Consider the following 13,432-nt stretch of genomic DNA (forward strand, 5'->3'; position numbering starts at 1 on the left):
TAAATACCCGTCGAAAGGAACAACAACATGACTGAACCACTCGACGGGTCTGCGTACCGCGCCGTCTTCCAAGAAACAGCATTCGGCCAACAAGTGCTGGAAGAGCTAAGCGCGATGTTCTACGACATCGAAAGCTATGCGCGCAACGAACCGCATCACACAAGTTACCTCGAAGGGCAGCGTGCCGTGATGCGCCACATCATCTGGAAGCTCGGCCAGCTTCCTGATCGCGGAGAAGAAGATGACATTCAAGCGTAAGACACCAAAGGCTGAGCATGAAGCTCAGCCAGTACAAGACAAATGGGCGAACTGGAAGTACGAGGACGGATGTCCACCAGACGCACCACAAGAGATCGTCGCACGTTGGCGTGCTCGATACGAGGAAGGCAAGAAAGCCTACTTCGAACAACAACGGCTGAAGAACCAGCCAGACAACAAGTAATGACATCAAGGGAGCCCGAATGGACAACTCACAAGAAGCCACAACAAACGCACCTGCCACTGCTGCACCAGCACCAGAGGCAACACAAACAACAGCCGCTCCAGTCCCCACGCCAGCGACAACCACCGAACAAACTACGCCTGCCGCTGCTCCTGCACAAGCAGAGCCAGTTGCTCAGGACGACAAGCCCGACTACAGCAAGGTTCCGTCGAAGTTCCTGCGCCCTGACGGCACGCCTGACCTGCATCGACTGGCTGATTCGTACTCCGCTCTGGAGAAGAAGATCCATTCGAAGGCCGGTCTAGCACCAGAATCACTCGACGACTACCTTTACGAAGCAAAGAACTTCCAGTCCTCGGAGGAAGAAGCTGCTGGCTTCAAGGAGTTTGCAAAGGACATCAGCCTGTCTCCGAAGCAGTACGAGGCTGTCATGTCGAAGTACGACGAGATCATCGGTGCAACAACCGTCACAGAGGCGATGGTTCAGCAGCACCTAGAGCAAACATGGGGCGATGAGTACCAACGCAATGTTGGTTTCGCTCGCAAAGCGTTCGATGCATTCGCTCCTTCCTCGATTGGCGCTGACGTCCTCGGCACGAACCCGCACCTTGTTGAGTTCCTTGCTCGCGTCGGTGCTGAGATGGGCGAAGACAAGACACCTTCTCGTGCAGCCTCACAAGCAGGCATGACGCGTGAAGACGCAATGGCTCTCATGGCACGTCCTGAGTACCGCCAGCGCACACCGGAAGGTGACCGCATCCGTGCAGAGGTTGATTCTTGGTACTCGAAGAACGCTTCGAAGATCAAGTAACCGCACTTCTCTCCTACGACAAAGCCGCACATGTGCGGCTTTTTTCTTGACCTTAATAAATAACTGCCAGGACGAAAAACCACTGAGACAAGCCTAGCCGCCCGATTGGTTGAGTAGTTGATGCCCTCCCGAGGTGGAGACAAGCAAAAGAAATCAATTAACTCAACGCCAACAACAAAAACAAAAAGGGGCAAGTTATGGCAGATACATCAGCAGACATTTTTAGTGTCAAATACAACGACCAACTGAAGGTCGCATTCCAACAAAAACAATCTCTGCTTTCACAAGCAGTTCAAGTTCAACGCGGTGTCGAAGGCAGCGTAGCGAAGTTCCCATACATGGGCACATTCAATGCTGTTGATCGCACAATCGGTTCGTACGCTGAAGTTACTTCCGCTGAACCGCTGCACATCCTGCGTACAGCAACTCTGACTGACTTCAACGCTTCGATCTACTGGCCGAAGCTGAGCGATGTCAAGACAAACGTTGACGTGCAATCCGCATACGTTGACGGCACTGTTTCCGCTATCAACCGCAAGCTCGATGACCTGATCATCGCTGCAATGGCTGCTGGTTCTCCAGTTGCTGGTACTGGCGCATGGACGTTTGCTCGTCACCTCGGCGCAATCGAAGCACTGAACGCTGCTGAAGTTGATCTGGAAGACCGCTTCATGGTGATCTCTCCAGCGCAACTGTCGGCGATCTACAACGAACCAAAGTTCACAAGCGCAGACTACGTTTCGTTCCAGCCAGCAGTTAACGGCCAGATCGGCACACTGCACGGTGTGAAGGTCATCGTTTCGAACCGTCTGCCAGTGAACACAGGCGTGACATCAGGCTTCTACTTCAACAAGAAGGCAGTTGGTCTGGCTATCGGCAAGGACATCACGTCCGAAATCAACTACGTTGCAACACGTATGTCTGACCTCGTGAATGCATACGGCTCCGCTGGTGCAGTCGTGATCGATCCAGCCGGTGTTATCGAGCTGGCATACAGCTAAGCACTTAGCTAACGCACGAACAAAGGGCTCTTCTGAGCCCTTTTTCTTTGCCTGAAGTAAATACAGCACCGGTGGGCCTGCGCGGTGCGTTCCTTTCTTCTGCACTTCTTCTCGACCGCCACCCACTCGGTTCGCCATTTCCATAAATACACCCTAAACCAAACACAAACAGGGAGTGTTTATGGCAACAACAAGTGCAGTCTCGATCTGCAACGTCGCGCTCTTGCAGCTTGGCGCAAAACCAATCCACAGCCTAGACGATGACGGAGCCTACGCCGCTCTGTGCAAGACGTTCTACGACCAGCTTGCCCGTGCGTACCTCGACAAGCACCCATGGAACTTCGCTATCCGTCGCATCGAGCTACCACCAGACGTGGACAAGCCGCTGTATGGCTACGACTACCAGTTCACTCTTCCAGCGGATTGCCTTCGCATCCTGACGGTTGATGGTGCTCAGAAGTATGCAGCCGAAGGCCGAAAGATCGTCACGAACAAAAGCACGTGCTTTGTTAAGTACTTGTCGAATGTCACTGACGTTTCGCAGTGGTCTGAAGGCTTCATCGAAGTGCTGATCGCAGCACTGACGCTGCGTCTCGCATACCCGATCACGAAGAGCGCCGATCAGGTCAACCTCGCCTCGCAAAACCTCCAGATTGCTTTGATGAATGCGCAAGCAATCGACGCATCCGAGGACATCTCCGACGACTTCGGCCCATACGAAAGCTCGTTCCTCTCCGTTCGCTTCTAAGGAGAGACGATGGCAAAAACAACCATGATTCAAACCGCCTTCTTGGGCGGTGAGATTTCTCCAAAGATGCTTGGCCGTACGGACCTGAAGGGCTACGACACAAGCACGAAGACGATGACGAATGCACTGCCGTTCTATCACGGCGGCACGAAGCGTCGTCCTGGCACGTTCTTCCATGGCGCAGTGCGCGATAGCTCGTTCGCTGTCAAGCTGGTGCCGTTCATCTACTCACGCACGCAGAGCTACATGTGCGTGTTCAACAACAGTCGCATCCAGTTCATCAAGGATGGTGACTTCGTTGAAACATCGCCGGGTGTTCGCTATGAGATCACGCACCCGTACACATCTGACGAACTGAACGAGCTTCGCTTTGCGCAGTTCGGCAACAGTGTGTACTTCACGCATCCGAACTACCCACCGAAGCGCTTGTTCCGCAACAGCGACACAAGCTGGTCGCTGACTGACATTGCATTCACGCATCGAGCGCTTACGGACTACTGGTACGAGAACGCACACCTCCGATTCAAGATCATCGCGAACAGCGTGCAGTACACGGCAGGTTCGTACTTCACTGTGACAAGCCCCGGTGGCGGTGGCGCTGCTACACCTGCGTTCACAGGTACAGGCTACGGCCAGATGATCGCTGCAAGCAAGGCAGGCAGCCCAGCGGAAACGTGGACGGTGTCTTGCGTGTACTCCGACATGAACCGCCAGGAGTGGCAGGTGACAGGCTCCGTCTCTGGTGCGATGTCGCTCGTCTTCAAGACAGGCAACTATCCAGCGGCGATTGCGTTCTACCAGCAACGCATGTTCTTGGCTGGCACACCTGCGCAGCCACAGACCGTTTGGGGTTCGAAGGCTGGCAGTGACCTCGACATTACGAACTTCACCCGTGGCCCGGATGACAACGACGGTGTTGAACTGACGCTTGCATCTTCTTCGAACGACATGATCTTGCACATGGTTCCTTCTCCAACGGACCTGCTGATCATGAGCTATGCGAACGAGTTTGTGATGAGTTCTTCGAACGGCGTCTACACACCGAAGACGGCCATCGTCAAGCCACAGACAACGTACGGCTGCAACCTCGTCTCACCTCTGCGCATCAGCAACTCTGCTGTGTTCATCCAGCGTGACGGTCGCCGCGTTCGTGCTGCTGCTTACGACCTAGGCAAAGGTTCGAACACAGCTGCGGACATGACGGTGACATCCGAACACATCACAGGCAACGGCATCGTTGACATGGCGTTCCAGCAAGACCCGGACTTCAACGTTTGGCTTGTTCGCAAGGATGGCGTTCTGGTTTCGCTGACGTACCTCGATGAGCAGGAAGTCATCGCTTGGGCGAAGCACACAACTGATGGCTGGGTCAAGGCGGTCGCAACGATTCCAGAGAACAACAGTGACACCACGTACGTGTGCGTTGAACGTCTGGTCAACGGCGTCTACAAGAAGTACATCGAGAGCATCGACTACGTTCTGAAGTCGCTATCCGATTCAACGATCTTCGGTGCGAACGCTACAGCGAAGACGAACTGGACTGGCCTGAGCCACTTGGAAGGCAAGGAAGTCGTCATCGTCGGTGACGGCTCGAACATGACACGCAAGGTAGTTTCCGGCGGCGCGATCAATCTTGATGTGGCTGCAAAGGAAGTTGCTATCGGCCTGCCGTACACAACGACGATTGAGCTTCTGCACCCGAACCCACAGGTTGACGGTGGCACGGCTCGCGGTCGTCAGCTTTCAGTTCACGAGGCAACACTGATCGTTCACGAGACGGTTGGCTGCAAGGTGAACGGTGAGAAGCATTCCTTCAGCACGATTGCTCAGCTTGCGGACAAGGCGCCTGTGCCGTTCACAGGCGATTACCCGCTCGGTCAGCTTGGCTGGTCCACGCCGAACAACATGCTCATCGAGCAAGACCTTCCGATGCCTTTCACGCTGCTTGCTGTTGTCATGAAGGTAACCGTCAACGACTGACGTTGCTCCAGCATAAATAAGGGCAAAGGAAGCAACGATGAAGATTGAAAACGCAACGACAGAAGACGTGATCCCAATGGTAAAGCTGGCGGCGCTCATGTTCAAGGAAAGCCCGAACTACGGCCGCTATACAGACTTTGACGCTGGCAAGGTTTACGACACGCTCACGTACTTGATTGAGAGCCACGAGGAAGGTGTTGTGATCGTCTGCCGAACTGACGAAGGCGAGATTGTTGGTGGCTTCGTCGGTCACGTCCCAGTGATGTGGATGTTGAGCACGACGAGAGTCCTAGCAGACCTTGCTCTGTTCATTCGTCCATCACATCGCGGTGGCATGACGGCTGTGAATCTGTTGAAGGAAGCATTCCGTCAGGCAAAGGAAAAAGGTGCCGCACAGGCACAAATAACAAACACGACAGGTGTCTATTCAGAGCACGTCGAGCGTCTGTACCAGTACGTAGGTATGGAGCGTGTCGGCGGGTTCTACAAACTGGATTTGTGAGGAACGAGGATGGCAGTAGCTACTTCAACATTGATCGTCGCAGGTGTGACCGCAGCAGCCGGTGCATACAGTGCGAACCAACAAGCGCAAGCTGGTAAGGCAGCGGGAGCGGCTGGCCGTGCGTCTGCCTATGACGCTGCAATGAATGCCGGTGCTGAAGCAGGCACGCTGCGCTACGAAGCTGAAGAAGCCCGTCGCGTCGCTCAACTGAACGCACAGAAGACGCTTGCCGATGCACGCGAGTTCCGTAGCTCGCAACAAGCATTCGCTGCTGCTACCGGCTTCACGTACGACAGCGGCACCATGCAGGACCTCCAACAGCAGACCGACAACCTGGCTGCAGTCGATGCTTTGGCAATGCTTCAAGACGGTGGACAGAAGTATGTCGCCGGTACTGAAGGCGCAAAGAACATCATCGCTGGCGGCACATCGAATGCACTTGCTCAGATTCGTCAAGGCGATGCACAGGCAGGCGCACTGCGCGGTCAAGCAATCGGCACTCTCATCAGCACTGCTGCAAGTACGTACGGCACGTACAACAAGGCAGGCACAACAAAAGCGCCTCAAGTGTCCGGTATGGGCGTAGGCGACACATTCAAATGGGGACGTGAATAATGGCAGTACCAGATCCACGCAAGCAGTTCGGCAACGTTCAACTAGGTGCCGCACCTGCTGCAAAACCAGTTCAACTGACGCCGCTCGATTCGATCCAGTCGGCAACACTTCCTGAACTCGCCATGGCGAAGCTCGGTGACTCCGTTCAGGACAGCATGGAAATCATTCGCAAGTCTGGCATCCAGAACGACAAGCTGAAGACGGAAGCAATGCTTGCCGACCTCGGCACAGCAGAAGCAAACATCCGTGTCGAGCAACAACGCGTTCAGCAAGAGAAGGGCGAGATGTGGACGCCTGAGCAACTTCAGAACGACTACAACACCCGCCTTGAAACTGAGAAGACGCGCGTGCGTGGTCAGTACAAGGTCGATTGGATTCAGGACGAACAGGAAGCATCGCTGTCGAAGTGGACCGGTGCTGCGAACGAATCGTACACACGCAGCGTGGTTCAGCCTCGCATGGCTGACATTGGCCGCCGCAACGTTGAAACGATTGCACAGAAGCACGGCGAGCGTGCATCGGCACTTGCTGCGTCTGGTGACATCCTAGGTTCGCTGCAAGCATCCGGTGACGCTGGCGCWGCATTCGACTCACCACAAGCAGGTGTCTTGTTCACACCTGACCAGATCGCGATCCGCAAGGGCAAGATTTGGAGCGACGGCGCGATGAAGAACCTCGCATCGCAAGACCCAAAGCGCGTTATCGAACTTGCTAACAGCAGCCTTGCCCTTCGTGGTGCAGCTGAGAAGAGCGAAGACCAAGCATCCGCTGCTGTGTCCCTGTCGAACGATCCGCTGCGTGGCTTCTCGACAATGAAGCTGCTCGACCTGAAGAACGACTTCACGTACATCGCGAAGAAGAAGGATGCCGAGGAAGCAGCTGAGCGCGAACGCGCACAACGCGTAGAGGCGAACGGCGTACAGAACGACATGATTCTGTTCATCACCGACCCACGTACGACAGGCTCACAGATCGCACAGCGCCTGCTGACGACACGCAGCCAGATGCAGGACATGATCAAGAACGACCCAGGCAACCCAATGCTGGACGTGCTGGGTCGTAGCGTTGTGCAGATGTCGAATGAGATGGAGCAACGCCAACGCAAGGCAGAGTCCGCAGCGAACAAGGAAGCGAAGGCTGGTGCTGCTGATGCGCAGATCGGCGACTTCGTTGCCAGCGGTTCGAAGGTTGATCCTACTGACCCGAAGAGCCGCAAGATGGGCGACAACCTGTACGGCAAGCTGCAATCAGCGAACGGCTACGACAAGCTGGGCGACGGCCAGAAGATGGAGTTCGACAAGACGTTCGTCTCTCGCTTCGGCTACCTGCCTGAAAAGCGCGAGCGTGATCTGAAGCAACGCGCACTGAGCGACGATCCGTTGGTGGCATCACAAGCTGTCAAGCAACTCGGCTTGCTGACGCAGGTTGACTCGAACGTGATGGGTCAACTGCCGAAGGACATGCAAACGTTGATCCACAACGTCAACCGCCATGGCATCCCAATCGCAACAGCGCAGAAGGCCATCCGTGATGACGACATTCGTTCGCCAGAGGAACGCGAAGTTCTGAAGCGCAACGTTGATCGTCAACTGGATAGCACACCAAACAAGACAGCGCCATACGCTGCCGACAAGATGCTTGCACCTTTGTTCAAGGGTGCTGCTATTCCGGTGCAGGCACAAGCTGCGTACAAGGAACGTGTTCGCATCGCTTACAGCACGAACGGTCAGAACATCGAAGCTGCGACGAAGGATGCAGCAGACGGCATTGGTGCTGAGTACAGCCTTTCGACAACGGACGGCAAGAAGGTTGTTCGCTACATGCAGCCAGACAAGTTCGGCATGGCTCCTGAAGACGTGAAATACCAACAGGCTAAATACCTGCGAGGCGTCACGATCAACGAACGCGTTGTCGGTGAAGACGGCAAGACCGCGGTTGTACCGAAGAAGCTTGATGGCTCTGAACTGACGCAGTTCACATTCGTCGGCCAGAAGCAGAACGGCAATCCTGTGTACCGCGTGAACGTCCTCGACAAGCGCACGGGCATTCCAAAGCCACTGATCGACAGCAGCGGTCCGGTAGAGATCGAGTTCGATCCGAAGGACAAGATGCCTGCACCTGTTGCAGCACCGAAGGCACCGGGTCTAGCAGAACGAACAGGTAAGGCAGGCAACCCGCTCGCTCGTGCAGCCCAAGGCTTCAACACACCTAACAACCCAACGATTCAGGGAGACAAGTAATGGCAGGTCTACTTCCAGCAGAACAGCGTCTATCGACGCAGCTTGACTACACAGCAGGCGACAACATCAATTCTTCAACAGCGGTTGGGGATCAATGGCGTCCAACGTTCAAGCAAGTACGTGCTGCTGATGCTCGCCTGAACAATGCTGTGGACAACTGGGAACACCGCAACGATTCGCCTGAGCTGAAGAAGCAAGAGGAAGACGAAGCACGCGACGTGCTGAGCTACGCATCGTTCGGTCAACAGATTCGTGCAACGTTCTCGCAAGACGAAGTTCTGATGGGCACACTGGCTTCGCTTGCTGTGCCGCCAGTTGCTATGCGTGCAGTTCCTGCAACGCTAGGCCGCGTCGGTGCCGCTGTCGCTCGCGTAGGTATCGCATCTGGAACCAATGCCGCTTTGACGGCAGGTAAGGAAGGCGCACTGCACGCGATGCAAGAGACGCGCTCCGCGAAGGAATCTGCGTACACGATTGCTGGTGCTGCCTTGCTTGGTGGTGCATTCCAAGGCGTGTTCGAAGGTGCTGCTGGTGCATTGAGCCGCCGTGCCTCTGTTGGCGCGAACGAGCAAGCACTACGTCAGGCTTACCTGAACCTCGGCACATCTGCTGAAGAACAACTCGGCAAGGGCGTCCTGCGTACGGACAACTCGCCTTTGCAGTCATGGAGCAACGCACCTCTGGCCGTTCGCAAGAATCAGGTCCTCGGTGATGTAGTCGGCCATCAGCACGACCTGTTCGACGATCCACTGACAAGAGGTCTGTCGCAGCCAATCGATCAGCTCGGCAAGGACATCGATGCTCCAGGCCACAGCGGTGGTTCTGCTTTCGCTCAGCCAGGACAACTGCTCGCTCGTGGTCACGACACACCGGCAACGTTCCCGTTCGAAGGCAACACAGGTCAGTTCGCACTCGATCCAAAGAGCCCGAGGATGACGGCTGTAGCTACTGCGGTCGATTCGCTGGCTCGCAGGACGCTTGGCGAAAAGGGCGATGCGACGATGACGTTCAACAGCTACATGCTGATGTCGAAGAACCAAAGCACACGTGCATTGGCTGCTGACCTCTTGCCACTGAACACAGCTACGCGTCTATCCGAATCTGGCTCTGGCAACCCGATGCCTCTTGGCTCGAAGGTCGAATCGTTCAAGCATCGCTACCTCGATAAGCTGGACGAACTGGAGAACCACAACCTTGCTGAGTACAAGGCAGAGTGGTCGAAGATGACACCGGAGCAACACGAAGCAGCTATCGATTGGCTGGAACGTGTTGTCACCAATGGCGACCGCGCACGTGCATACGAGATGGCAGATGGCTTCCGTACGAACGCAGCACAGAGCCGTGTGTTCAAGGGCACACGTCGCAACATGGGCAACGACGCTGCTCGCAAGGACTTCAACATGCTGGCGAAGTTCGCTGGCGACAACGGTTTCGATTCTCCGTTCTCGACTGTCACGCGCTACGCGCAACGTCTGAACCAAGAGATCACAGGCGACATCGTTACCCGTGGCAACCGTGCTGGTGCATGGAGCATCGACCAGAACGCAGAACGTGGCATCTCGGAAACGTACGGCCATGCTCGCCTGTGGAACCGCGACAAGATCATTGCGATGGAACAAGGCAACGAGATTCCTCCGTTCGTCCGCATCGCTGCTCGCTTCCACAATCCAGAGCTTGAGGGCTCGCCGTTGGATCAGGCATGGCGCTTGTACAACCACTTCCGCGACTCGCAAGGTGAGTTCAGCAACTTCGAATTCCGTGGCGCAACCGGCGGTCCTGATTCAGCCAAGGGTGTTGTCCTCGGCCACCTGCCTACGAACGCATTCGTTGACTTCCTTGAGAACGACGCAAGCAAGCTGGTTGAGATGCACGTCAAGCGCAGCGCTCGTGCAATCGTTCCTCGTGAGCACTTCAACAGCCCTGAGTGGACGAAGGAGTTCGACCAACGTGTCGCCCACATCCACCAAGAGGCTGAGAACCAAATCGTTGAGCTTGGTCAGCGTACGGACCTCACACCTGAGCAATTTGCTAAGGAACAGGCAAGCATTCTGAACCGTACCAAGAAGGACACGGAGCAACTGCAATGGGCCTTGGACCGTGCGCTTGGTGTTCCTGAGAAGCAATCGGACATCGTGTCTGCTCTGCGCACTGGCATGAGCGGCATGATGCTCGGCCGCTCTCTGAACGCGAACATGGGCGACCTGCATTCGATGACCGTCATCGATGCGATGAAGCGCGTCTTCGTTGAGTTCCCTACTGAGATTGTTGCTGGCATCAAGCGTGCCATTGCAGACCCATCAACACCGGGTTCGATCGACTTCGAGCAAGCACGTCGCCTTGGCACGATGCAACGCCACTTCATCTATGACTCGCTGAACGACGGCATGAACGCTGTCGTTGGTGAAATGGAGAAGGGACGCATTTCGTCTTGGAAGCGCGGCATGCAATGGTTCGCTGACACAACGCACATCTGGAGCGGCATGAAGGCGTTCAACGATTCCGGTCGCAAGATGTTCACCAGCGACATCAACGACAACTTCATCAAGTACCTCAAGGGCGGCAAGCTGACTGAGAACCAGATCAGCGAGTACAACCGCTTCGGCCTAGCAACGAACCTCGATGACGAGATGACGCAGCGCATTGCTGCTCAGGTTGCGAAGCATGGCCAAGACGTGGAAGGCATCAGCTATGCGAACGCTCACCTGTGGGACGACGCACAAGCTGCTGAACATTTCATGGGCTTCAACAAGCGTGCTGTCAACTCGTACATCCTTGAGCCGGATGCGACAACCAAGATGATGATCGAGCGTGGCGAACATGCTGGCTTCTTCTCGTCTGCGTTGCAGTTCACAAGCTTCATCCGTGCTGCGATTGACAAGCAGATTCTTCCTTCGTTCCAGGCTGGCCCTACTTCGATCCTGAAGACGTACCTGAAGCTGGCAGCGTTCAACTTCGCTGGTGCCTACACATGGGAAGCGATGTACGGCAAGGACGACCTCAACGACGAGAAGACGCAGAACAAGATTTGGGGTCGTGCGATCAACAACACGATCCTGCTTCCTTCTTCTCTGCTGATGACAGCACTGAAGGTTCTTGAGCCTTCAATGGGTCAAGCCAGCGAATGGCTCGGCTTGCAGAAGAAGTACAGCATGGGCAAGGAATCCATTCCGCTCATGGGTGGCGTCGGTCGCGTTGCGAAGAACATCGGCGGTCTGTACGACATCGCAACAGACGACACGATGTCGGATGAGAAGAAGGACAAGATTTGGATGAACAGCTCACAGATGATGCCGTTCCTCAACACACCACTCGGTCAGATGTTCACGAAGATGATCCTTAAATACGAACACCACCGAGACACACAATAAGAAGGAGACAGGGATGGAACAGGTAAACCTATCGCAGTACGCAGAGGTCGTTGAGGCCGTGCAGGAAAACGAGATCACACGCGCACGTCGCAAGGCTGAGAAGCTGGAGCAAGAGATCGTGCAACGCGCTGAACTGAAAGAGAAGAACATCAAGCGCAATGGCGAGGCAACCCGCCAGCGCATCCGTGCCAACCAGATGAAGGCGCGGTACGAAGAGCAGAAGGAAATCCACAACCAGCTTGGGGTTGCTATCGGTGAAATGCTTCGCCAGTTCGCGGTCGAGCTTCAGAGCTTGCTACTGATCGCAGTAGGTACGTTGCATGACCGAGAGGCTGTTGGTCGTCGCAAGGACCAGATGTCGATCATGAAAGAGACGATGGCGACCATTCAGATGCTTCAGAAGATGCAGGAAGCTTTGGAAGAGAAGTACAACCTCAAGAAAGAGGACGTCAAGGACGGTCGTGGTGACAACGTGCTGCTGATGAAGGACGCAGCGAAGCTGCTCAAGAAGTCAGGCGTGAAGTGAGCAGGCACAAGAAAAGAACCCGAGCGTTCTTTTGGCTTATCTACAGGGGCAAGCCGACTGGGCTCAATTTCAGGAGCACTGTTGTAAACAGGCAACATTCCCCAGCGTAAACGATCGTTGGTGAGAGCCTCGAGAACGACATGCTCAACGGCGAGGTGATCCGCCTCGACGGCGCGATCCGACTCGCGCCGCGCTAGCCGGATCGACGCCGCCGAGTTCGCCCGCGGCGGGCTCGTCGGGCGCGAGGCTGCCGGTGCGTTCGAGGCGCTCGAACTGCGCGATCACCTGGGCGCCGAACAGCACCAGCGTGGCGGCGATCTCCAGGCTCAGCAGCACCACGATCGCGGTGGTGAGCGAGCCGTAGACCACGTTCACCTGCGACAGCGTCGCGAAATAGAGCACCAGCACCCGCCGCGTGACCTCCCACAGCAGGGTCGCCGTCACGCCGCCGATCAGCGCGTGGCGCAGCCGCAGCCGGCCGACCGGCATCACGAGGTAGAGCGAGGTCAGCATGAAGATCTCGCCCCCCAGCCCCAGCAGGTACAGCAGCACGCCCGAAACGCCCGACAGCGACCAGCGGTAGCCCAGCAGCTCGACGCTCTCCTCCCCGATCACCTGCAGCGCGCCCGACACCAGCGTGACCAGCAGCAGGCCGACGCACAGGCAAAGGATGTAGATGTAGGGCATCACGACCGAGATCAGGAAATGGCGCGAGTGGTCCGCCTGGCGGTGGTGGAAGATCACCGCCATGGCGCTCTCGAGCACCGTGAAGGCCAGCGAGCTGAAAAAGATCATCGTCACCAGCAGCACCGGCCCGAGCACGTCGGAATGGGTCAGGAAGTTCGACAGCTCGGCGACGATCGCCTGCGACTGGCCGGGCAGCAGCCAGGCCAGGTAGCGCCCGACCGCGCCGAGCAGCGCCTCCTGGTCGATGAAATGCGACAGTGCGATGACGCTGACGATCAGCAGCGGCACGATCGACAGCAGCGCGTAATAGGCGACCGCGCCGGCCAGCAGCAGGCCGTGGTTGGCCTTGAAGCTCTTGAGCGCCTGCCAGGCGAAACGCAGCGGGTGGCGCAGCACGGGGCCGACCTGGTGGGTGACGGAATGGCGGATCATTCGGTGCTTTCGGGCCATCGGTGGGTCGGGCGGCCGATGCGGGCCTGGCGGCTTGCGTATCATTTGGAGTTCCGAGCCTA

The 13,432-nt window shown here is 56.3% G+C and carries 11 protein-coding genes and 1 pseudogene; 11 read left to right on the forward strand and 1 reads right to left on the reverse strand.

The annotated features are described in order from the left end of the window. The first annotated feature begins 27 nt into the window (after positions 1–27). The 11 genes from AC1DYD_RS06750 (at position 28) to AC1DYD_RS06800 (ending at position 12,233) form a co-directional block, all read left to right on the forward strand. Positions 28–258: a Bbp19 family protein gene (locus AC1DYD_RS06750; protein ID WP_478171969.1), complete on the forward strand. Its 231-nt coding sequence runs from the start codon at positions 28–30 to the stop codon at positions 256–258. Beyond that, a complete protein-coding gene (locus AC1DYD_RS06755) occupies positions 242–442 on the forward strand; it encodes a hypothetical protein (protein ID WP_478171970.1) in 201 nt (66 codons plus the stop codon). The genes AC1DYD_RS06750 and AC1DYD_RS06755 overlap by 17 nt, the downstream gene beginning before the upstream one ends. A gap of 19 nt (positions 443–461) precedes the next feature. After that, a complete protein-coding gene (locus AC1DYD_RS06760; protein WP_478171971.1) occupies positions 462–1,253 on the forward strand; it encodes a hypothetical protein in 792 nt (263 codons plus the stop codon). 197 nt (positions 1,254–1,450) lie between these two features. Continuing rightward, positions 1,451–2,254 carry a phage capsid protein gene (locus tag AC1DYD_RS06765; RefSeq protein ID WP_478171972.1) on the forward strand — a complete coding sequence of 268 codons (804 nt, stop codon included), beginning with the start codon at positions 1,451–1,453 and terminating at the stop codon, positions 2,252–2,254. 181 nt (positions 2,255–2,435) lie between these two features. Beyond that, on the forward strand, positions 2,436–3,002 hold the full coding sequence (locus AC1DYD_RS06770) for a phage connector family protein (RefSeq protein WP_478171973.1): 567 nt from the start codon (positions 2,436–2,438) through the stop codon (positions 3,000–3,002). Between the two features lie 9 nt (positions 3,003–3,011). Then, a complete protein-coding gene (locus tag AC1DYD_RS06775) occupies positions 3,012–4,982 on the forward strand; it encodes a phage nozzle protein (protein ID WP_478171974.1) in 1,971 nt (656 codons plus the stop codon). Positions 4,983–5,019: 37 nt separating this feature from the next. After that, a complete protein-coding gene (locus tag AC1DYD_RS06780) occupies positions 5,020–5,484 on the forward strand; it encodes a GNAT family N-acetyltransferase (protein ID WP_478171975.1) in 465 nt (154 codons plus the stop codon). Positions 5,485–5,493: 9 nt separating this feature from the next. After that, positions 5,494–6,099 (forward strand): hypothetical protein, encoded by a 606-nt coding sequence (locus AC1DYD_RS06785; protein ID WP_478171976.1) that lies wholly within the window; start codon positions 5,494–5,496, stop codon positions 6,097–6,099. After that, on the forward strand, positions 6,099–8,339 hold the full coding sequence (locus tag AC1DYD_RS06790) for a hypothetical protein (RefSeq protein ID WP_478171977.1): 2,241 nt from the start codon (positions 6,099–6,101) through the stop codon (positions 8,337–8,339). The genes AC1DYD_RS06785 and AC1DYD_RS06790 overlap by 1 nt, the downstream gene beginning before the upstream one ends. Next, the gene (locus AC1DYD_RS06795) at positions 8,339–11,707 is read left to right on the forward strand and encodes a hypothetical protein (protein WP_478171978.1); all 3,369 of its coding nucleotides are present in this window, start codon (positions 8,339–8,341) and stop codon (positions 11,705–11,707) included. Before AC1DYD_RS06790 ends, AC1DYD_RS06795 begins: the two co-directional genes overlap by 1 nt. A gap of 13 nt (positions 11,708–11,720) precedes the next feature. Next, the gene (locus AC1DYD_RS06800) at positions 11,721–12,233 is read left to right on the forward strand and encodes a hypothetical protein (RefSeq protein ID WP_478171979.1); all 513 of its coding nucleotides are present in this window, start codon (positions 11,721–11,723) and stop codon (positions 12,231–12,233) included. Positions 12,234–12,472: 239 nt separating this feature from the next. Here the strand turns inward: AC1DYD_RS06800 and AC1DYD_RS06805 are convergent. Then, positions 12,473–13,352 (reverse strand): annotated as a pseudogene (locus tag AC1DYD_RS06805) (YihY/virulence factor BrkB family protein); the annotation flags it as partial. Between the last annotated feature and the right edge of the window lie 80 nt (positions 13,353–13,432).

The organism is Variovorax sp. P4_B11 (assembly GCF_056402355.1).